The organism is Brevundimonas sp. CURTG3B2_SDJG (assembly GCF_057364705.1).
On record NZ_JBNFOJ010000015.1, the window covers coordinates 1 to 20,557 of the forward strand.

Here is a 20,557-nt window from a genome sequence, read left to right on the forward strand (position 1 = left end):
GGACGCGCACGGGCGCGTGCTGCGCGCCGACGGAACGGCCGATCCGCGCCTGCTGGTGCTGGGCCCGCCGGCGCGGGCGGCGTTCTGGGAGACGATCGCGGTGCCGGACATCAGGAAACGGATCGAGGACGTGGCGGGGGCGCTGGTCGCGCTACAGCGGGAGCCGGCGTGATGCGGCGGGCGTGGATCCTCTTGGTCGGTCTTCTGGGCCTGACGGCTTGCGAGACCCGGACGACGTCAACTCCGGCGGCGATGACGGCGGCGGCCGCTCAGACCTGCGTGTTGCCCGACCGAATCCCGGCGCCAGAGATGGAGCGGGTGCGGCCCGAGGAGGTCGTGGCCGGCCGGACGATCCTCTACCACCTGCTGGCGATGACCTGGATGCCCGAGACCTGCCGGACAGGCGGGGACGGCGACGGGGACCTGGCCTGCAACGGCGAGAACCGGTTCGGCTGGACGCTGCATGGCCTGTGGCCCAACGCCGACGGCCGCCCCTACCCCCGCTTCTGCCGGCCGGCGACGCGGGTCAGCGAGGCGACGATCCGGGCCAACCTCTGCCGGACGCCGTCGGTGGATCTGGTGCAGCACGAGTGGGCGGCGCACGGCGTCTGCGGCTGGGAGACGCCCGAAGCCTATTTCGCCCAGGCCGCCGCCCTCTACGACACCCTGAAGCGCCCCGATCCGACCGCCCTGGCGTCCGGCGCGCGCGGCCCCACCGCGGGCCAACTCCGCGACGCCTTCACGGCCGCCAACCCGAACCTGCCTCGGGACGCGATCTATGTCGCCGTGGCCTCGGGCAACCGACTGAGGGAAGTGCGCCTCTGCCACGACCTGCAGTTCAGGCCGGTCGCCTGTCCCGTCGGCGGGCTGGGGACGCCGGATCACGTGACGCTGACGGTGGAGCCGGTCAGGAATTGAACGAGCGTTCCCCTCTCCGTCGCGAAATCATCGCGAGGCTTCTTCAGGCTGCGGCGCCTGGGCAGACCGAGCCGCAAACGAGGGGTTCCGCATGAAGACCGTGAATCGCGGGAAAGGCCAGGCGCGCTGGTCACGACGCGAGGCCATGCTCGGAGCCGTCGCGGTCACGACCGCCGCGGCGGGACGTGCCGTCGCGCAGCCGCAACCCGGCCGCCCGAACATCGTGTTCATCCTCGCCGACGACCTGGGCTATGCGGACGTCGGCTGCTACGGCGCCCGGGACATCCGCACGCCCCATATCGACGCCATCGCCGCGGCGGGCGTGCGCTTTACCCAGGGCTATTCGAACTCGTCGGTCTGCTCCCCCACGCGGCTGGCGCTGTTCACCGGCCGCTATCACCAGCGGCTGCGGGCGGGACTGGAGGAGCCGATCCGCCCCCTGCGCGCGTTGGCGGCGCCCGAACAGATCGGCGTTCCGCCCGACCATCCGAACCTGGCGTCCCTGTTGCGCGCGGCCGGCTATCACACGGCCCTGGTCGGCAAATGGCACATGGGGTTCGAGCCGCATTTCGGTCCGCTGAAGAGCGGCTATCACGAGTTCTTCGGCTTCCACGGCGGCGGCGTCGACTACTGGACCCACGCCGAGGCGGGGAACGGCCCGGCGGTTCTGTACGAGGGCGAAACCCCGCAAGACGCCCCAGGCTACATGACCGACCTGCTGGGCGACCGGGCGGTTCAGGTGATCGAACGGCAGACGCGCGCCGCAAAGCCCTTCCTGCTGAGCCTGCACTTCAGCGCGCCGCACTGGCCCTGGGAGGGGCCTGATGAAGCCGGGCGGGCCGAGGCGGGGCGGATCGGGACGATCTTCCATTCGGACGGCGGCAGCCGCCGGGTCTACGCCGACATGGTCGAGAGCATGGACGCCAACATCGGCAAGGTGCTGGAGGCGTTGCGCCGCCAAGGCGCCGAGCAGGATACGATCGTGGTGTTCACCAGCGACAACGGCGGGGAGCGCTTCTCGGACGTGTGGCCGTTCAGCGGGCGCAAGTCCGAGCTGCTGGAGGGCGGCATCCGAGTGCCGTTGCTGGCGAAATGGCCGGCGAGACTGCCCGCCGGGCAGGTGAGCGAGCAGGTCGCGATCTCGATGGATTGGCTGCCGACCCTGCTGGCTGCGGCGGGGACGCGGCCCGATCCGGCCTATCCGCCGGACGGCATGGACCTGACGCCCGCCCTGCTCTCCGGCCGGCCGGTCGAGCGCACCCTGTTCTGGCGCTACAAAGCCTTCGATCAGAAGGCCGTGCGCGAGGGAGATTGGAAATACCTGTCCCTGAACGGCAACGAGTTTCTGTTCGACCTGACGTCCGATCCGCTGGAGCGGGCCGATCAGAAGCTGCGCCAGCCTGAGCGGTTCGCCCGGCTGAAGGCGGCCTACGACGCCTGGAACGCCGAGATGATGGCGCAGATTCCGGAGTCGAACTCCTACGCCATCAGAGGCCGGGATCTGGCGGAGAACTACGCCATTCCTAACCCAGCGCCGCGCTAGGCGGCCGCTCCGGCTTCCTTCACCGCCGCGGCGACGTCGGCGACCACCGCCTTGACCAGGCTCTCGTCGTCGCCCTCGGCCATGACGCGGATCAGTTTCTCGGTGCCGGACTTGCGGACCAAGAGGCGGCCCTGGCCGGTCAGGCGGGCCTCGGCGTCGGCGATGGCGGCCTTGACCGAGGCGGCCTCCAGAGGCTTGCCGGAGGCGTAGCGGACGTTCTCGAGCAGTTGGGGGACCGGCTCGAACTGGCGGGCCAGTTCGCTCATCGGCCGGCCGCTCTCGACCAGGACGGCCAGGACCTGAAGGGCCGACATCAGGCCGTCGCCGGTGGTGGCGTAGTCGTGCAGGATGATATGGCCCGACTGCTCGCCGCCGACGTTGAAGCCGCCTTCGCGCATGCGCTCCATGACATAGCGGTCGCCGACCTTGGTGCGCTCCAGGGTCAGGCCCTCGGCCAGGAGGGCGCGCTCCAGGCCCAGGTTGGACATGACGGTGGCCACCAGGCCGCCGCCCTGCAGCAGGCCGCGGCGGGACCAATCCAGGGCGACCATGGCCATGATCTGATCGCCGTCGACGATCTGGCCCCGCTCGTCGCAGATGATGACGCGGTCGGCGTCGCCGTCCAGGGCGATGCCGATGTCGGCGCGATGGGTCCGGACCGCCTCGATCAGGGCCTGGGGATGGGTCGAGCCGCAGTTCTCGTTGATGTTCAGCCGTTCGGCTCGACGCCGACGGCGAACACCTCGGCCCCCAGCTCGTAGAGGGTCGTGGGGGCGACCTTGTAGCCGGCGCCGTTGGCGCAATCGATCGCGATGCGCAGCCCCTTGAGCGTCAGCCCCTTGGGGAAGCTGGCCTTGGCGATCTCGACGTAGCGAGCCTGAGCGTCGTCGATGCGCTTGACCCGGCCCAGCTTGTCGGCGGGGGCGAGGCCGGCGCCCAGATCCTCGTCCATCATGGATTCGATCTTCAGCTCGACCTCGTCCGACAGCTTGTAGCCGTCGGGGCCGAACAGCTTGATGCCGTTGTCCAGATAGGCGTTGTGCGAGGCCGAGATCATCACGCCGATGTCGGCCCGCATCGAGCGGGTCATCATGGCCACGCCGGGGGTCGGCAGGGGTCCGAACGTCAGGACGTCCATCCCCGCCGAGGCGAAGCCGGCGACCAGGGCGGGCTCGATCATGTAGCCCGAAAGGCGGGTGTCCTTGCCGATGACGACCAGGTGGCGCCGGTCGTCGGAGGACATGAACATCCGGCCCGCGGCCAGGCCCACCCGCAGCGCCACCTCGGGCGTCATGGGATGGGTGTTGGCGCGTCCGCGAATGCCGTCGGTTCCGAAATAGCGTCGTTCAGCCAAATCCGACTTCCTTGCTCGACGGCCCGCCGTAACCTTGCGAAACCGCTTTTCAGATGCAATTCCCGGCGGCCGTCGCCTACACCGGCGCCGACAACCGAGGGTCGCCTTAGACCGTCGCGCGCCGAAACGCCAAGCGCGGAAATTTGAATTTTTAAGGGTTTTCTCATGTGCGGCATCATCGGCGTGACGGGCGTGGGCCCGGCGGTTCCCCGTCTGATCGACAGCCTGAAGCGGCTGGAGTACCGGGGCTATGACTCGGCCGGAGTCGCGGCCCTGGTGGACGGGCGGATCGAACGCCGGCGCGCCAAGGGCAAGATCCGCGAGCTGGAAGGCGTGCTGGCCGAACAGCCGCTGAACGCCACCGTCGGCATCGGCCACACCCGCTGGGCCACCCACGGCGCTCCGACGACGGCCAACGCCCATCCGCACAAGGCGGGCCGGGTGACCCTGGTCCACAACGGCATCATCGAGAACTTCGCCGAGCTGAAGGCGGAGCTGGTCGCCGAGGGCCACGACTTCGAAAGCCAGACCGACACCGAGGTGGTCGCCCACCTGATGGACCGCGAGCTGGGCCGCCGCAACGACCCGCTGGCTGCCTTCAAGGCCGTTCTGGACCGCTTGACCGGCGCCTATGCTCTGGCCGTGCTGATCGAAGGCGAGAACGAGCTGATCCTGGGCGCCCGGCGCGGCAGCCCGCTGGTCGTCGGCTGGGGCGAGGGCGAGATGTACCTGGGCTCCGACGCCCTGGCCGTCGGCCCCTTCACCCAGAAGATCAGCTATCTGGAGGAAGGCGACTTCGTCGCCCTGGACCGGTCGGGCGCGCGCATGTTCGACGCCTCGGGCCAGGCCGTCGAGCGGCCGATCGTACAGGTCTCGGCCTCGTCCGCCCTGGTCGAGAAGGGCGAGTACCGGCACTACATGGAAAAGGAGATCCATGAGCAGCCGGACAGCGTGCAGCACACGCTGAGCCATTACCTGGACTTCGTGAACGGCAAGGCCAAGTCCGGCGACACCGACTTCGCCAAGGTCGACCGGATCCAGATCGTCGCCTGCGGCACCGCCTTCTACGCCGGCCAGATCGGGCGCTACGCCTTCGAGAAGCTGGCCGGCCTGCCCTGCGACGTCGAGATCGCCTCGGAGTTTCGCTATCGCAACCCCGCCCTGACGCCGGGCACGCTGGCGGTGGCCGTCAGCCAGTCCGGCGAGACCGCCGACACCCTGGCCAGCCTGGCGTGGTGCAAGGCCAAAGGGCTTCAGACCGCCGCGCTGGTCAATGTCCACTCGTCGTCGATGGCGCGCGAGGCCGCGCACCTGTGGCCGACCCACGCCGGGCCCGAGATCGGCGTGGCCTCGACCAAGGCCTTCACCGCCCAGGTCGCCGCGTTATTGGCGCTGGCGGTGGCGGCGGGCGTGCAGAGGGGCGCAATCGACGCGGTCCGCGAGGCCGAACTGGTCAAGGCCCTGTTCGAGGCGCCCCGGCTGATCGCCGAGACCATGAAGATGCAGGACGCGCTGAAGGACGTCGCGCACGATCTGGCCAAGGCCACCGACGTGCTGTTCCTGGGCCGCGGCGCGATGTTCCCGCTGGCCATGGAGGGCGCGCTGAAGCTGAAGGAGATCAGCTACATCCACGCCGAGGGCTATGCCGCCGGCGAGCTGAAGCACGGCCCGATCGCCTTGGTGGACGAGAAGACGCCGATCGTGGCCCTGGCCCCGCTGGACGACGTCTTCGAGAAGACCGCGTCCAATCTGCAGGAGGTCGCCGCGCGCGGCGGACCGGTGATCATGATCTCGCCGAAAACCGCCCCGGATCCGCACGGCGCCGGCATCCGCCGGGTCGACGCGCCGGAATGCCACAGCCTGATCGCGCCGCTGATCTACGCCATTCCGGTCCAACTGCTGGCCTATCACACCGCGGTCCAGAAGGGCACGGACGTGGATCAGCCGCGCAACCTGGCGAAGTCGGTGACGGTGGAATAGGGCTACGAAGTTTCGCGACGCGCGTTAGGCTGCACCCGACGCAATTCAGGACATCGCATGCCCGACCAACCCCGACGCCTCCGCAAGGCCGTGCTTCCCGTCGCCGGCCTGGGCACGCGCGTGCTGCCCGGCACCAAGACCACGCCCAAGGAGCTGCTGAACGTCGTCGACCGGCCGATCCTCAGCTACATCGTGGAGGAGGCGCGCGAGGCGGGGATCGAGCACATCGTCTTCGTCACGGGCCGCTCGAAGGGAGCGATCGAGGACTATTTCGACCACCAGGTCGAACTTGAGGCCCAACTGCTGGCCAAGGGCAAGACCGACATCCTGGAGATGATGAACGCCGAACTGGCGCAGGCCGGCGAGATGAGCTTCACGCGACAGATGCAGCCCAAGGGCCTGGGCCATGCGGTCTGGTGCGCCCGCGACATCATAGGCGACGAGCCGTTCGCCGTGATCCTGCCCGACGTGATCGTGGATTCCCAGCCCGGCGCCCTGAAGCAGCTGGCCGACGTCTACGCCGAGGTAGGCGGCAATGTCATCGGCGTCGAATCCGTCCCCGAGAGCGAGACCCACAAGTACGGGATCGTCGATCCGGAGGACCGCTGGGGCAACCGCATCCGCATGAAGGGCATGGTCGAGAAGCCGCCGCGCGGCGAAGCGCCGTCCAACCTGTCCATTTCGGGCCGCTACATCCTGCAGCCGGAGATCTTCAATATCCTGGAGACCACCGAGCGGGGCGCGGGCGGCGAGATTCAGCTGACCGACGGCATGGCGCGGCTGATGAAGGACCAGCGCTTCACGGCGGTGGAGTACGACGGCGTCACCCACGACTGCGGCGACAAGATCGGCCTGTTGCGGGCCAATGTCGCGCTGGCGCTCAAACGTCCTGACCTGGGCGACGCCGCCCGCAGGGCGATCAGCGAACTTCTGTAGGCGGCGGGCGCCGAGTTCAGCCGCCGGTAGGGATGCGGGTCCCGCCGCCGCGGATCTCACAGACGTGGTCCAGGGGCGGGCGGCCGGACTGCTCGCCGGTGGGGGCCAGAATGCCGCCGCGCTCGCGGCAGATTTCGGCCAGGCGCTCCACTTCCGCGCCGTATCGGTCGGTTCCCGGACCGGAGGCGCAGGCCGACAGGGCCAGCCCCAGGGCGGCCAGGGAGGCGGTCGCGATCAGGGTGCGCATGGGCGTTCTCCTTCGTCTCAGAACAATGTGGCGCCGCGATTGCGGTTCCGCTCGACCGCTTCGACCAGGCGGTCGAGGTCGGCGGGCGAGGACAGACGATGATCCCCCCCTTCGACCAAGTCCAGCGTCACGTCGCCGCCCGTGAGTCTCTCGACCAGAAGGGCGGCGTGGCGCCAGGGCACGACGTCGTCGGCCCGGCCTTGCAGAATGTGGGTCGGGACGGCGACGGGAATCGGGCCGTCCAGCAACAGCCAGTCGCGCGCCTCCTCGAACATGCGGCGGGTGAGGACGTATTCGCCCAGCCCGTCCTCGACGATCAGGGCCTCGCCGTCGCGAACGATAGCTTGCCGAACGTGATCGGCCAGGCCCGGCCACATCAGGCGCTCGGTGAAGTCCTGGGCCGGATTGACCAGGACCAGGCCGGCGAGGCGCTCGGGCCGCGCCAGGGCCAGCAGCAACGCGACCCAGCCGCCCATGGACGAGCCGACGGGTACAACCGGACCTTCCAGGCTGTCGACCAGGGCGATCGCGTCCTCTCGCCAGCGGCCGATGGTCGCCCGCCGCCAGTCACCGGACGAGGCGCCGTGGGCGAAATGATCGTAGCGGACATAGTTCCAGCCCCGCTCGCGCGCCGCCGCGTCCAGGGCCAGGGCCTTGGTCCCCTCCATGTCGGAACGGAAGCCGCCGATCCAGACGACCGTGGGGCCCGCGCCGGAAACCCGCCTCAGGGCCAGGGTCTCGCCGTCGGGCCGGGCCAGCCGTTCCAGATCGTCCATGGCGGTTCCTCTCGCGAAATCGTTCGCGGACTGATAGCGAACCCCGAACAGAGAAGCGAAGGCCCAACCGCGTGTCCGAACCCAAGGTCCTGTTCGTCACCTCCAACCGGATCGGCGACTGCGTCATCTCGTCAGGAGTGATCCGCGAGATCGGCCGCCAGATTCCCGGCGCGCGGGTCACCGTCGCCTGCGGCCGGCGCCGGCGCCGTTCTTCCGCTCCGCTCCAGGCGTGGAGCGGACCATCATCCTCGACAAGAAGAAGATGGCCGGCCACTGGTTCGAGCTGTGGAAGCAGGTCGCGGGAACGCGCTGGGACCTGGTCATCGATATCCGGGGCTCGGCGCTGAGCTATCTGATCCCGGCCAGGCGGCGGGTCGTCTACAACCGCTCCTGGGAGACGGGACTGCGCAAGGTGGAGATGGTGTCGCGGCTGATGGGGTCGCAGACGCCGCTGGAGCCGGAGATCTGGCTGGACGACAGGGCGCGCGCCGAGGCCGCGGCGGTGATCGACCCGCAACTGGCGGGCGGCGCGGGTCCGGGGCCGATCATCGCCCTGGCCCCCATCGCCCATCAGCCGGGCAAGAGCTGGCCGGCGGACCGGTGGGGCCGTCTGGTCGAGATGCTGAAGCCGACCCCGCTTCGAGGGTTGGCGTTCATGCCCGTGGGCGGGCCCGGCGACCGCCCCCCGGCGACGCCGGCTCTGGAGGCGGCGGGCGAGCGGGGGATCGACTTCGTCGGCAAGGGCGACATCCTGGCGTCGGCGGCCGCGATCGACCGGGCGGCGCTGTTCGTGGGCAACGATTCCGGCCTGATGCACGTCTCCGCGGCGCTGGGCGGGCCGACGCTGGGCCTGTTCGGGCCGACCGAGTGGTGGCTGTACGGGCCGTGGGGGCCGAAGACCCGCACGGCGGCTTCCAACGAAACCCGAGGCGAGTTCGCGCCCATCGAGGACCTGACGGTGGAGCGTGTCTTCGGCGCCGTGATCGAGCTTCACGACGCCTTCCTGGGCGCGCCCTCCCCGGGGAAGCCTTGAAAACAGGGGGTTTGGCGGTCATATAGGACCGCTTGAGGGGAACGCCGCGATCCGTCGCGCGCTTCGCCTTGTCAGCTATAGAACGCCTTCGACCACATAAGGAACCGACGCCCATTCGCCGTCCGATGCAATCGCCGCCCGTGAAAGACGGGCCGCCCATGAACCACGAAATCCGCGCGCCGCGCGTCCTGCTGATCGACCAGCATGGCGAGAAGCAGGGGGTCATGCCGACCTCGGCCGCGCTTGAGGCCGCCGAGGAGGCGGGCCTGGATCTGGTTCAGATCGTCGCCACGTCGGATCCGCCGGTCTGCAAGATCCTGGACTACGGCAAGCACCGCTTCCAGGAGCAGAAGAAGAAGGCCGAGGCGCGCAAGCGCCAGAAGGTGGTCGAGCTGAAGGAGATCAAGCTCCGGCCGAACATCGACACCCACGACTACGAGGTGAAGGCCAAGGCCATGCACCGCTTCTTCGACGAGGGCGACAAGGTCAAGGTCACGCTGCGCTTCCGCGGTCGCGAGATGGCCCACCCGGAACTGGGCATGAAACTGCTGAACAAGGTCCAGGCCGACTTCGAGGAGATCGCCAAGGTCGAGTACGCGCCGCGCATGGAAGGCCGGCAGATGATCATGATCCTGGCGCCCAAGTAGGCGGCAGGCTCAGACAGACGCATCAACGCCCCGGTCGAAAGGCCGGGGCGTTTTGCATTGAGGCGCCTGTTGTTTGCTGCGGCATCATGCAACCTTGAGGCGATTTTCGGAGGTGCTGGTGAGCTTGGCCCGCATCGCTGGTTCTCACCAAGGTCACGAAGGATGCACGAAGGACACGACGAGACCGGACCCGTCCCTCCCGACACGGAACGCATTGGCCGAGCTGTCATCGATGGAGCCTTCGCGGTCCATCGAGAGCTGGGACCCGGCCTGCTGGAAACCGTCTATGAGACCTGCCTTGCCGACGAGCTTCGACGAGCGGGGCTTCAGGTGGAACGCCAGGTTGGAATGCCCGTCGTCTATGGCGACGTGCGAATGGACGCCGGGTTTCGCCTGGACCTGCTGGTCGAGAAGCGCGTGCTCGTCGAGGTCAAATCGATCGACGCCCTGGCGTCGATCCATTCGGCCCAAATCCTGACCTATCTCCGATTTTCGGGGGTCAGACTCGGCTATCTGATCAACTTCAATACCGCCTTGCTCAAGAATGGACTGCGCCGCTTCGTTCGCTGAACCCGTCGTGTCCTTCGTGGACCCTTCGTGTCCGTCGTGAGAACCAGCCCTACGAGCCGTCCCGCCTGGAGGCGGGGAGCGAAGCGACATTCCCGACCGCCTCGCTTTCCGCTAAGCCTCCCACCATGTCCTCCACCGCCGCGTCGCCCTCCACCAAACCCCAGGCGCCGGCGCTGGCCGTGCTGTTCGCCGTGGTGTTCATCAACTTGGTCGGGTTCGGCCTGGTGGTGCCGCTGCTGCCCTTCTTCGCCCAGAGCCTGAAGGCCGAGGCGTGGCAGATCACCCTGATGTTCTCGGCCTATTCGCTGGGCCAGTTCTTCGCCGAACCGTTCTGGGGCCGGCTGTCGGACCGGATCGGCAGGAAGCCCGTCCTGCTGATCACCCTGGTCGCCAACGCGGTCGGCTATCTGGCGCTGGCCTTTGTGCCCAATGTCTGGCTGGCCATCGCGGTCCGGCTGTTCACCGGCCTGGGCGCGGGCAACATCTCGACCGTCCAGGGCTATGTGGCCGACGTGACCCCGCCCGAGCAGCGCGCCGGGCGGATGGGGCTGATCGGGGCCGCGTTCGGCCTGGGCTTCATCGTCGGGCCTGGGCTTGGAGGCCTTCTGACCCAGCCGCAGATGGGTCACCTGGGCTATCAGCTGCCGATCTTCACCGCCGCGGCGCTGGCCGCCCTGGCCGCGGTCGGGGTGGTCGTCTTCCTAAAGGAGAGCCGGGCCAAGGCCGACCCGGCCGCGCCGCGCCCGCCCTTCCTGGCGGGCCTGCACGACGCCCGGGCTAATCCGGTAGTGTCGCGGGTGCTGCTGGTGACCCTGGTCTACATGGCCGGCTTCTCGGCGATGGAGAGCGTGTTCGGCCTGTGGGCCGAGAGCCGCTACGCCTGGAACGCGCGCGAGGTGGGGCTGAGCTTCATGATCGTGGGCATCGTGTCGACCCTGAACCAGGGCTTCTTCGCCGGCCGGCTGGCCAAACGGTTCGGCGAGGCGCGGGTGCTGGCGGTCGGCATGCTGCTGTTCGGCGCCTCGCTGGTCGCCCAGGTCGTGGCCCCTGTGGCGTGGTTCCCCGCGGTGTCGTTGGACCTGGGAAGCTGGACCCTGCCGGTGACGCAAGGCTGGATCATCCCGATCGTGATGGCGGTGGGCGCCTGCGGGATGTCGCTGGCCATGCCCAACATCTCGGCGATGATCAGCCGGGCGACCCCGCCGGACCGGCAGGGCGCGATGCTGGGGCTGAACATGGCCTCGGGCTCGATCGCGCGGATCTTCGGCCCGATGGCGGCCGGGGCCCTGTTCTCGGGCCTGGGCCACGACTGGCCCTTCCTGGTCGGCGCCGCGCTGACCGTGCCGGCGGCGATCATGGCGGTCAACGCCGGCCGCGCCTTCCGGCGGGGACAGGCGGCGGCCCCCGCGCAGGCTCCGCAAACGTAGACCGCGCTTGCTTTCAGGGCCCGCTTCGACTAGAAGCCGCGCCTTCGCGTACCGAACCGCCGGGCGAACAGGCATGCCTGGGCGGTTCTCAATCAGGGTCTCCTCCCGAGGGCTCAAGTAGCCCAAGGGGCGGTAGCCCACTCAAAAAAGAGAGTGAAAATGCCGAAGCTGAAGACGAAGTCGGGCGCCAAGAAGCGCTTCAAATTCACGGCCACTGGCAAGGTTAAGGCCGGCGTTGCGGGCAAGCGTCACCGCTTGATCAGCCACAACTCGAAGTACATCCGCCAGAACCGCGGCACCTCGGTCATGGCCGACGCCGACGCCAAGAAGATCAAGTCCTACATGCCGTACGCCTGATCGGCGCGCGCATACTGATCATCCTGTCACATCGAATTTGAACGATAGTCCCTCAAGCAGCGAGGCCCCGCGGGCCGAGCGGTAGGGACTTCCCGAAGGGAAAACATCATGGCTCGCGTCACCCGGGGCGTTACGTCCCACGCCAAGCACAAGAAGGTTCTGAAGCAGGCCAAGGGCTTCTACGGCCGCCGCAAGAACACCATCCGCACCGCCAAGGCCGCCGTCGACCGCGCCGGCCAGTACGCCTACCGCGACCGCCGCACCAAGAAGCGCAACTTCCGCGCCCTGTGGATCCAGCGCATCAACGCCGCGGCCCGCGTCGAAGGCTTCACCTACTCGCAGTTCATCCACGGCCTGGGCAAGGCCGGCATCGAACTGGACCGCAAGGTCCTGGCCGCGATGGCCGCCGACGAAGCCGGCTTCAAGGCGATCGCCGACAAGGTCCGCGCCGCCCTGGCCTAAAGGCCCCGGGCGCCGAACGATCCACACCGCCCCGGCGACCCCCGGGGCCGGGCGTTTTTTCGTATGCGCGGCTCAAGGCTAAGCTCGAGGGCATGACCCGCCTCCTGCTCGCCGCTCTCGCCGCCGTGGCGTTCGCGCCCTCATCCGCCCTGGCCCAGGAGCGGACGGTGACCGTCACCTTCGACGACCTGCCCTATCAGGCGTCCGCCGCCGAACTCTGCGACCCTGCGATGGCGACGACGTTGACGCAGGACTTCCTGGCCATGCTGCGTCCGCTTCACACCCATGGGGTGGGTTTCGTCAACGAGGGCAAGGTCTGCGCTGAACGGCGGGACGAGCTTCTGCCCGCCCTGCTGTCCGCCTGGCTAGACGCGGGTCTGGAGCTGGGCAACCACACCTTCGACCACCCCAGCCTGAACGCCGTGTCGGCGGAGGCTTGGCTGGCGGAGGTCGATGAGGGCGCGCGCGTCACCGCCCCGCTTCTGGCTGCGCGCGGCCAGACCCTGCGCTGGTTCCGCCACCCGTTCCTGCACACGGGCGAGACGGCCGAGAAAAAGGCCGCCGCCGCCGAGGGCCTTGCCCGGCGGGGCTATGTGGTCGCGCCGGTCACGCTGAACAACGACGACTGGATGTTCGCCGCCCTGTACCGTCGGGCGGAGCAGGTGGGGGACGAGCCGCTGAAGACCCGCATCGGCGAGGCCTATGTCGCCTACATGGCGCAGCTGCTGGATCACTGGGAACCCTACAGCGCCGAGCTGACGGGAGGACGCGAACCGGCGCAGATCCTGCTGCTGCACGCCAACAGCCTGAACCGCGACTGGTACCCGCGGGTGCACGCGCTGTACCTGGCGCGAGGCTATCGCTTCGTTCCGCTGGAGGAGACCTTGGGGGACCCGGTCTACGGCCTGCCCGAGGATTGGACCCGCAACGGCGGGGTGTCGTGGCTGCACCGCTGGGCCCGGGCGGCGGGGCGGCCGATGCGCGGCGAGCCCGAGCCGCCGCAATGGATCGCCGACGCCTTCGCCGCCCTGGACTGATCCACGCAACCGTTGCGCGTCGGCCACGTTGAAGGAAGCGTTGCCGCACGAGCCGGCGCGCCTTTCCAACGGGGAAACTCCATGACCATCGCCAAAGTGACCGAAGTCACCGCCTCGTCCACCGTCAGCTTCGAGGACGCGCTGAAACAGGGCGTCGCGCGCGCTCACAAGACCCTGAACAACGTCGAGGGCGCCTGGATCCAGGAACAGAAGGTCGTGGTGCGCGACGGTCAGGTCGTCGAGTACCGGGTCAATATGAAGATCACCTTCGTGCTCGAGGACTGACGCCGGGCGAAGGACCAGGCGCCTTTGGCCTGGAGACCGGCGATCTGGGGGCGAGAATCGGCGTCAGACGCCGCACGGGATGACGAACGCCGCCGCACCCGCTAGACGGGGCCGGCTATGACCGACCTCGCCCAACTCGAACTCGACCTGATCAACGCCATCGGCTCGGCCGAGACCGCCGCCGCGGTCGAGGATCTGCGCGTGGCCGCCCTGGGCAAGTCCGGCTCCATCTCGGGCCTGCTGAAGGGCATGGGCGCGATGAGCCCGGACGAGCGGCGCGAGAAGGGGCCGGCGATCAACGGCCTGCGCGACCGCGTCCAGGCGGCGCTCGCCGCCCGCAGGGGCGACCTTGAAGCCGCCGAGCTGGACGCCCGGCTGAAGGCCGAGCACGCCGACCTGACCCTGCCCGCCCGTCCGCGACGCAAGGGCGGCGTCCATCCGACCATGCAGGTGATGGACGAGATGATCGCCATCTTCGCCGACATGGGTTTCGCTGTCGCCGAGGGCCCGGACGTCGAGGACGACTTCCACAACTTCACCGCCCTGAACTTCCCGCCCAAGCATCCGGCGCGGGAGATGCACGACACCTTCTTCCTGAAGCCCGATCCCGAGACCGGCGAGCGCAAGGTGCTGCGCACCCACACCAGTCCGGTGCAGGTGCGCACCATGCAGACCCAGAAGCCGCCGATCCGGATCATCGCGCCGGGCCGGACGTTCCGGAAGGATTCCGACGCCACCCACACCCCGATGTTCCACCAGGTCGAAGGCCTGGTGATCGACAAGGGTGTTCACATGGGCCACCTGAAGTGGACCCTGGAGACCTTCGTCGCGCGTTTCTTCGAGGTGGACGGGGTCGACGCGCGGTTCCGGCCGCATCACTTCCCCTTCACCGAACCGTCGGCCGAGATGGACATCCGCTGCGACCGCTCGGGCGGAGAGCTGAAGCTGAACCAGGGCGACAGCTGGATGGAGATCCTGGGCTGCGGGATGGTGCATCCCAATGTGCTCAGGAACTGCGGCATCGACCCGGACGAGCACCAGGGCTTCGCCTTCGGCATGGGCGTGGATCGCCTGGCGATGCTGAAGTACGGCATCTCGGACCTGCGACCGATGTTCGAGGCCGACACCCGGTGGCTGGCCCACTACGGCTTCTCCGCCTTCGCCGCGCCGAACCCGGCCAGCGGCCTGAGCTGATCTCCAGAGCGCTTCCGACATGAGCACGACCCTTCCCCTGCCCCCGCTTCCGACCCTGGGAGACGGCCCTTCGTACGAGGGCCTCACCATCTGGTTGCCGCAGCTGTTCGCCGAGCACGCCCGCGGCGGCTCGAGTGTGATCGAGGGCAAGACCTTCGTCCGCTGCAATCTCGAGGGCCCCGCCGTGCTGCTGCCGCTCGGCGGCTGCGCGTTCCAGGCCTGCGACATGGGCCAGAGCGGCGGAGACGTGCGCAACCTGCTGCTCGCCCCCGTCGGCTCGAAGAAGGTCGTCGGGGCCATTCCGTTTCGGAACTGCACCTTCCGCGAGTGCCTGTTCTACGCCGTCGGCTTCACGGGTTCGGCCACGTTCCTGAAAGAGTTCGACCGCGTGGTCGAAGGGTCGCCCGCATGAAGTTCACCCTCTCCTGGCTGAAGGAACACCTCGACACCGAGGCTGACGTCGCCGCCGTGGCCGAAGCCATGACCATGGCCGGGTTGGAGGTCGAGGAGGTCCACGATCCGATCGCCGCCCTGGCTCCGTTCACCGTGGCCAGGATCGTCTCGGCCGAGCGGCATCCCAACGCCGATCGCCTGCAGGTCTGCCAGGTCGAGACCGTGGACGGGATGAAGGAGATCGTCTGCGGCGCCCCCAATGCGCGTGCGGGCCTGACCACCATCTATGCGCCGATCGGCGCCTATGTGCCCGGCCTGGGCGTGACCCTGGTCGAGAAGCCGGTGCGCGGCGTGGTTTCAAACGGCATGCTGTGCTCGGCCTCCGAGTTGGAGCTGGCCGACGAAAGCGATGGCATCCTGGAGCTCGACGACGGCCTGAAGGTGGGCGAGCCCGCCGCCGGCGTGTTCGGCGCCGAGCCAGTGATCGATTTCGAGGTGACGCCGAACCGTCCCGACTGGCTGGGCGTGGCGGGGATCGCCCGCGACCTGGCCGCGGCCGGGCTGGGGACGCTGAAGACCCCGCTGATCGAGCCGGTCCCCGGCGGCTTCCCCTCGCCGATCACGGTGCGGATCGAAGCGCCGGAGATGTGTCCGGTCTACGCCGGCCGGGTGATCCGGGGCGTTACGAACGGCCCCTCGCCGGAATGGCTGCAGCGCCGCCTGACCGCGATCGGCCTGCGTTCGATCAACCGGCTGGTCGACGTGACCAACCTGATCTCCTACGACCGCTGCCGGCCGCTGCACGTCTACGACATCGCCAAGCTGTCGGGGACCGAGATCGTGGTGCGCGGCGGCCAGGTCGCCCGAGGGACGCCCGGCCACGAGGGCGGCGAGCATGAGCATGTCATCGCCCTGGACGGGAAGACCTACACGGTCGACCCGACCATGGCCGTCATCGCCGACGCCGCCGGGGAGCGCCCCATCGGCCTGGGCGGGGTGATGGGCGGAGAATCGACCGGCTGTTCGGACGACACGGTGGACGTCTTCGTCGAATGCGCCTGGTTTGATCCGATCGTGACCGCCCAGACCGGCCGCGCCCTGGCGCTGAACTCGGACGCCCAGTACCGGTTCGCCCGCGGGGTGGACACCCACTCCCCCGTCCCCGGCATCGAGCTGGCGACCCGGCTGATCCTGGACCTGTGCGGCGGCGAGCCGTCCGAGGTGTTCGTGGCGGGCCAGACGCCTGCGGCGCCCGCGGCCTTCGCCTTCGATCCGGCCCGGGTGGGCTCGCTGACCGGGCTGGACCTCTCCGAGGACCGGATCGCCGAAATCCTGTCCGCCCTCGGCTTCACGGTCGCGAAGGGATCGCCTTGGTCGGTGACCCCGCCGACGTGGCGCCGCGACGTGGAAGGCCCCGCCGACCTGGTGGAGGAGGTGGCGCGCATCGAGGGCTACGGCGCCCTGCCGTCCACGCCCCTGCCCGACCAGGGCGCGCCCTCGAAGGGGGTGCTGAACCCCCCGCCAGGCCCCGCGTGCGGCGGGCCCGCCCGGGCGCTGGCGGCCATGGGCTACGCAGAGGCCGTGACCTGGTCCTTCACCAAGCAGTCGACCGCGGCCCTGTTCGGGGGCGGGGACGAGCGCCTGGTCCTGGAGAACCCGATCGCCGCCGACCTGGACTGCATGCGACCCTCGGCGCTGCCGAACCTGATCCAGGCCGTCGCCCGCAACGCCGCCCGCGGCCATCCGGACGCGGCCCTGTTCGAGATCGGGCCGATCTATCTGGACGACAGCCCGACCGGGCAGAGAACCGTCATCGCCGCGGTGCTGGCGCCGCACCCGCAGCGGCACTGGACCGACACGGTGAACCCCGATCCGGTGTACGGCCTGAAGGGCGATCTCCTGGCTCTGCTGGACGAGCTCGGCGCGCCGACGGCGTCGCTGCAGCTGGTCCAGGGCCAGAACCGCGACTGGTGGCACCCCGGCCGCTCGGCCCGGCTGCAGCTGGGTCCGAAGAACGTGATGGTCGAATTCGGGGCTCTGCACCCGCGCGCGCTCAAGGCGCTGGACGCCGCCGGGCCGATGCTCGGCTTCGAGATCGTGCTGGACGCGGTACCGGAACCGCGCGGCAAGGCGACCAAGGCCCGGGGCGCCGCCGCCCTGCCCAACCTGATGCCCCTGACCCGCGACTTCGCCTTCGTGATCGCCGAGGCCGTGCCTGTGGGCGATCTGACGCGGGCGGTCTCGGGCGCGGACAAGGCCCTGATCGCCGAGGTGCGGGTCTTCGACGTCTATCGCGGCAAGGGCGTGGCCGACGGCATGAAGTCGGTGGCGCTGGAGGTCGTGATCCAGCCGACGGACGCCACCCTGACCGAGGCCGAGATCGAGGCCCTGTCGGCCAGGGTCGTGGCTGCGGCTGGCAAGGTCGGGGCGACGCTCAGGGCCTGAGGTCTCGCCGATTTCGGCGTAATCGGCTAAGGTGGGCGGGCGGGCCCAGGCGGACGCCCGCTCAGGCCGCGTCCAGGCCCAAGCTCCGCTCCACGAGCCGCGCTCCCGCGCGGCCCAGGAGCGCCTGTCTTGAACCCTGTCACCGATCCCGTCCCGCCCGCCCTCAGCCACGGCCGGCTGTTCCTGCGGTTCCTCCGCTTCGGCCTGAACGCCTTCGGCGGGCCGGTCGCCCAGATCGCCATGATCCGAAAGGCCCTGGTCGACGAGGAGCGCTGGATATCCAGCGCCCGCTTCAACCACCTGCTGGCCGTGATGCAGGTCCTGCCGGGGCCCGAGGCGCACGAACTGTGCGTGCACCTGGGCGTCCGGGCCAAGGGGCGGCTGGGCGGCCTGCTGGCCGGCCTGGGCTTCATGCTGCCGGGTCTGATCCTGATGCTGGGCGTCGCCTGGGCCTATGAGCGCTTCCTGGCCGGGGCCGGGATGTTCCAGGCCGCCTTCCTGGGCGTGCAGGCCGCGGTCCTGGCTCTGATCGCCCGCGCCGTGCGTCACATCGGCGGCCACGTGCTGGAGGACCGGCTGTTGTGGGCCCTCGGGGTCGGCGCTGCGTTCGCCGCCCTGGCCGGGGTCGGCTTCTGGATCATCCTGGCGGCGTGCGGCGGGGTCTACGCCCTGGCCCGCTCAGGGCGGCCGGGCGCGGCCTGGCTGGTGCTGATCGCGCCGCGGGGTCGGCGGCGGGGGTTCATACGGCCGGATGGGACGAGGTCCGGTTCGCGGAACCGACCGTCGGCGAGGTTTCAGCCGCCTGGCCCGCCCTGCTGCTGGCCGGCCTCAAGGCGGGTCTTCTGACCTTCGGCGGCGCCTACACCGCCATACCCTTCGTGCGCGCCGACACCGTCGGCCGGGGCTGGATCGACGACGGCCGCTTCCTGGACGGCGTGGCGTTCGCCGGCGTCCTGCCGGCGCCGCTGATCATCTTCTGCACCTTCGTCGGCTATCTGGCGGGCGGCTGGGCGGGAGCGCTGGCGATCACGGCCGGCGTCTTCCTGCCGGCCTTCGCCTTCTCGATGATCCTGTACGAACGGCTGGAGCGGATCGTCGAGGACGAGCGGCTGCAGAGGCTGCTGACGGGCGTCGCCGCCGGCGCGGTCGGCCTGATCGCGGCGACCTTCGTCCAGCTGGGGCTGACCACCGCCGAGCGGGTCCCTTCCCTTCCGGCGGCGCTGACGATCTTCGCGGCGGCCCTGGTCCTTCTGGTGGCCTGGAAGAGCCGGCTTGCCGGACCCGTCGTGGTCGCTGGCGGGGCCCTGGCCGGCCACCTCCTGTGGGGCTGACGGCAAGGTTCGGTTAACCTTGCCGCCGCAAGGCTGACTCAAAGACCGGTGACGGTGGTCCAAGCGCCCGCGCGAGTCGGGCGGACCGTCCCGCCTTCGGAGCCAAGACCATGCATCGCCGCCAGATGATCCTCTCGGGCCTCGCCGCCACCGCCGGCGCCTCGGGCCTGTCCGCCTGCGCCACCGGCGGCCGGCCCGCCGATCCCAACTATCCGATCCGGTCGGACCAGACGGCTCCGGCCTACACCTCGGACGAGCTGATCGCGGCGGGATCGCGCGAGCTGGGCATCGCCGCCGAGGCCATCGGCGGGGCCATCGAGCGCATCTTCGCCGATCAGGGCGACCGCCCGACCGCCTACATCGCTGGCGAGGAAGCCTCCGGCGCGTTCGGCGTCGGCGCCCGCTACGGCCGCGGCGCCTTGCACATGAAGGACCTGTCGGCCTCGCAGGAGGTGTTCTGGCAGGGCATCTCGATCGGTTGGGACGTGGGCGGCAACGGCAGCCGGGTCTTCACCCTGGTCTACGGCCTGTACCACCCGGACATGATCTATCGCCGCTACCCCGGCGTTGAGGGCACCGCCTATCTGGTGGCCGGCCTGGGCGTGAACTACCAGCGCGCCGACGGCATCGTCCTGGCCCCGATCCGCACGGGCGTGGGCCTGCGCCTAGGCGCCAACGTCGGCACCATGGCCTATTCGCGGCAACGGAATCTGCTGCCGCTCTAACCGATACCTGCCGTCGGCAGGAAGGCCTGCTGGAGGCCGATATCTCGCATGTCCCGGATGTCGGCCTTGTCTTCGAGGCGATGTCGCGGATGTCGTCCCCCGAATGTCTCGGGCGAATGTCGACTATGTCTTCGCCTCGGCGATCAGCGCCTCCAGCCCATCCCGCCACGTCGGATACTTCGGCCGCCAGCCGAGCTCGGCCTTGGCCAGGGCGTTCGAGAGGCGTTTGGAGTCCAGATAGAAGCGGCGCATGGCGTCCGAGACCGAGGGGTCGTCCAGGTCGACTTCCGGCGGAAGCGGCAGGCCCAGACGGACCGCGGCGCCGGAGATGACCACGTCGGCGGGCGAGGGTTCGTCGTCGCACAGGGTGTAGGCCGCCCCGGGGCGGGGACGCGCCATCGACGCGAACAGACCCGAGACCGCGTCATCGACATGGATGCGATTGAACACTTGGCCGGGCTTGCGCACGATGCGCGCCGTGCCGTCTCTGAGCTTGTCCAGCGGCGAGCGTCCGGGGCCGTAGAGGGCCGGCAGGCGGAACAGCTGGACGGTCAGGCCCATGCCCCGACCAGCGTCCAGCCAATCGCGCTCGGCCCGGACCCGGCGCGCCCCTTCTAGCGAAGCGGCGTTCAGCGCGTCGTCCTCGAAGGCCCAGCCGCCGCCGCGATCGCCGAAGACGGCGGTGGAGGAGACGTAGCCGATCCAGTCAGGCCAGGCCCCCGAGGCCGTAATGGCGGGTATCAAGGCCTTCAGCCCGGGGCAGCCCGAGGCCTCGGGCGGGGCGGTGACCAGGACAGCCGAGGCGGTCGAGACGGCGGCGGCGAGGGTTTGCCTCATCGGCCGGATCGACGGCGCGACGCCCTCGGCCTGGAGCGCCTGGCGAGTCTCCGGATCGAC

At 69.5% G+C, this 20,557-nt stretch carries 21 protein-coding genes and 1 pseudogene; 18 read left to right on the forward strand and 4 right to left on the reverse strand.

Features of this window, described 5'->3' with window-relative positions:
• The first annotated feature begins 171 nt into the window (after positions 1–171).
• Positions 172–918, forward strand: coding sequence for a ribonuclease T2 family protein (locus tag AC2W7C_RS01765; RefSeq protein ID WP_485999895.1), 747 nt, complete (start codon positions 172–174; stop codon positions 916–918).
• 91 nt (positions 919–1,009) lie between these two features.
• Positions 1,010–2,461 carry a sulfatase family protein gene (locus AC2W7C_RS01770; protein ID WP_485999896.1) on the forward strand — a complete coding sequence of 484 codons (1,452 nt, stop codon included), beginning with the start codon at positions 1,010–1,012 and terminating at the stop codon, positions 2,459–2,461.
• Here the strand turns inward: AC2W7C_RS01770 and glmM are convergent.
• Positions 2,458–3,815: pseudogene (gene glmM, locus AC2W7C_RS01775) on the reverse strand (phosphoglucosamine mutase). The gene AC2W7C_RS01770 and the pseudogene glmM sit on opposite strands and share 4 nt — an antisense overlap.
• Positions 3,816–3,980: 165 nt before the next feature.
• Here glmM and glmS point away from each other — a divergent pair.
• Positions 3,981–5,795, forward strand: coding sequence for a glutamine--fructose-6-phosphate transaminase (isomerizing) (gene glmS, locus AC2W7C_RS01780; RefSeq protein ID WP_485999897.1), 1,815 nt, complete (start codon positions 3,981–3,983; stop codon positions 5,793–5,795).
• A 57-nt stretch (positions 5,796–5,852) separates the two neighbouring features.
• Positions 5,853–6,731 (forward strand): UTP--glucose-1-phosphate uridylyltransferase GalU, encoded by an 879-nt coding sequence (gene galU / locus AC2W7C_RS01785; protein WP_485999898.1) that lies wholly within the window; start codon positions 5,853–5,855, stop codon positions 6,729–6,731.
• Positions 6,732–6,747: 16 nt separating this feature from the next.
• Here the strand turns inward: galU and AC2W7C_RS01790 are convergent, their stop codons facing one another.
• Complete coding sequence (locus AC2W7C_RS01790; RefSeq protein WP_485999899.1) at positions 6,748–6,978, reverse strand: hypothetical protein; 231 nt, start codon at positions 6,976–6,978, stop codon at positions 6,748–6,750.
• A 17-nt stretch (positions 6,979–6,995) separates the two neighbouring features.
• Entirely contained in the window at positions 6,996–7,754 is a 759-nt protein-coding gene (locus AC2W7C_RS01795) for an alpha/beta fold hydrolase (protein WP_485999900.1), read from the reverse strand.
• A gap of 229 nt (positions 7,755–7,983) precedes the next feature.
• Between AC2W7C_RS01795 and AC2W7C_RS01800 the strand changes: the two genes are divergently transcribed.
• From AC2W7C_RS01800 to AC2W7C_RS01865, 14 genes are all read left to right on the forward strand, one after another.
• Positions 7,984–8,787, forward strand: a complete 804-nt coding sequence (locus tag AC2W7C_RS01800; RefSeq protein ID WP_485999901.1) for a glycosyltransferase family 9 protein — start codon at positions 7,984–7,986, stop codon at positions 8,785–8,787.
• 125 nt (positions 8,788–8,912) lie between these two features.
• Positions 8,913–9,434, forward strand: a complete 522-nt coding sequence (infC, locus tag AC2W7C_RS01805; protein ID WP_485999902.1) for a translation initiation factor IF-3 — start codon at positions 8,913–8,915, stop codon at positions 9,432–9,434.
• A gap of 69 nt (positions 9,435–9,503) precedes the next feature.
• Positions 9,504–10,004, forward strand: a complete 501-nt coding sequence (locus tag AC2W7C_RS01810) for a GxxExxY protein (RefSeq protein WP_485999903.1) — start codon at positions 9,504–9,506, stop codon at positions 10,002–10,004.
• A 125-nt stretch (positions 10,005–10,129) separates the two neighbouring features.
• A complete protein-coding gene (locus AC2W7C_RS01815) occupies positions 10,130–11,431 on the forward strand; it encodes an MFS transporter (RefSeq protein WP_485999904.1) in 1,302 nt (433 codons plus the stop codon).
• 159 nt (positions 11,432–11,590) lie between these two features.
• Positions 11,591–11,788: a 50S ribosomal protein L35 gene (rpmI, locus tag AC2W7C_RS01820; protein ID WP_003166435.1), complete on the forward strand. Its 198-nt coding sequence runs from the start codon at positions 11,591–11,593 to the stop codon at positions 11,786–11,788.
• A gap of 108 nt (positions 11,789–11,896) precedes the next feature.
• Complete coding sequence (gene rplT, locus AC2W7C_RS01825) at positions 11,897–12,250, forward strand: 50S ribosomal protein L20 (RefSeq protein WP_485999905.1); 354 nt, start codon at positions 11,897–11,899, stop codon at positions 12,248–12,250.
• A gap of 92 nt (positions 12,251–12,342) precedes the next feature.
• Complete coding sequence (locus tag AC2W7C_RS01830; protein ID WP_485999906.1) at positions 12,343–13,287, forward strand: polysaccharide deacetylase family protein; 945 nt, start codon at positions 12,343–12,345, stop codon at positions 13,285–13,287.
• Positions 13,288–13,368: 81 nt separating this feature from the next.
• Entirely contained in the window at positions 13,369–13,572 is a 204-nt protein-coding gene (locus AC2W7C_RS01835; RefSeq protein WP_485999907.1) for a dodecin family protein, read from the forward strand.
• Between the two features lie 117 nt (positions 13,573–13,689).
• The gene (pheS, locus tag AC2W7C_RS01840; RefSeq protein WP_485999908.1) at positions 13,690–14,766 is read left to right on the forward strand and encodes a phenylalanine--tRNA ligase subunit alpha; all 1,077 of its coding nucleotides are present in this window, start codon (positions 13,690–13,692) and stop codon (positions 14,764–14,766) included.
• A gap of 19 nt (positions 14,767–14,785) precedes the next feature.
• A complete protein-coding gene (locus AC2W7C_RS01845) occupies positions 14,786–15,178 on the forward strand; it encodes a hypothetical protein (protein ID WP_485999909.1) in 393 nt (130 codons plus the stop codon).
• Complete coding sequence (gene pheT / locus AC2W7C_RS01850; RefSeq protein ID WP_485999910.1) at positions 15,175–17,604, forward strand: phenylalanine--tRNA ligase subunit beta; 2,430 nt, start codon at positions 15,175–15,177, stop codon at positions 17,602–17,604. The genes AC2W7C_RS01845 and pheT overlap by 4 nt, the downstream gene beginning before the upstream one ends.
• Before the next feature lie 129 nt (positions 17,605–17,733).
• Positions 17,734–18,450 (forward strand): chromate transporter, encoded by a 717-nt coding sequence (locus AC2W7C_RS01855; RefSeq protein WP_485999911.1) that lies wholly within the window; start codon positions 17,734–17,736, stop codon positions 18,448–18,450.
• A 23-nt stretch (positions 18,451–18,473) separates the two neighbouring features.
• Positions 18,474–18,935: a chromate transporter gene (locus AC2W7C_RS01860; RefSeq protein ID WP_485999914.1), complete on the forward strand. Its 462-nt coding sequence runs from the start codon at positions 18,474–18,476 to the stop codon at positions 18,933–18,935.
• Between the two features lie 110 nt (positions 18,936–19,045).
• The gene (locus AC2W7C_RS01865) at positions 19,046–19,660 is read left to right on the forward strand and encodes a DUF1134 domain-containing protein (RefSeq protein ID WP_485999912.1); all 615 of its coding nucleotides are present in this window, start codon (positions 19,046–19,048) and stop codon (positions 19,658–19,660) included.
• Between the two features lie 123 nt (positions 19,661–19,783).
• Here the strand turns inward: AC2W7C_RS01865 and AC2W7C_RS01870 are convergent.
• On the reverse strand, positions 19,784–20,557 hold a 774-nt coding region (locus AC2W7C_RS01870; protein ID WP_485999913.1), incomplete at its 5' end, for a Rossmann-fold NAD(P)-binding domain-containing protein.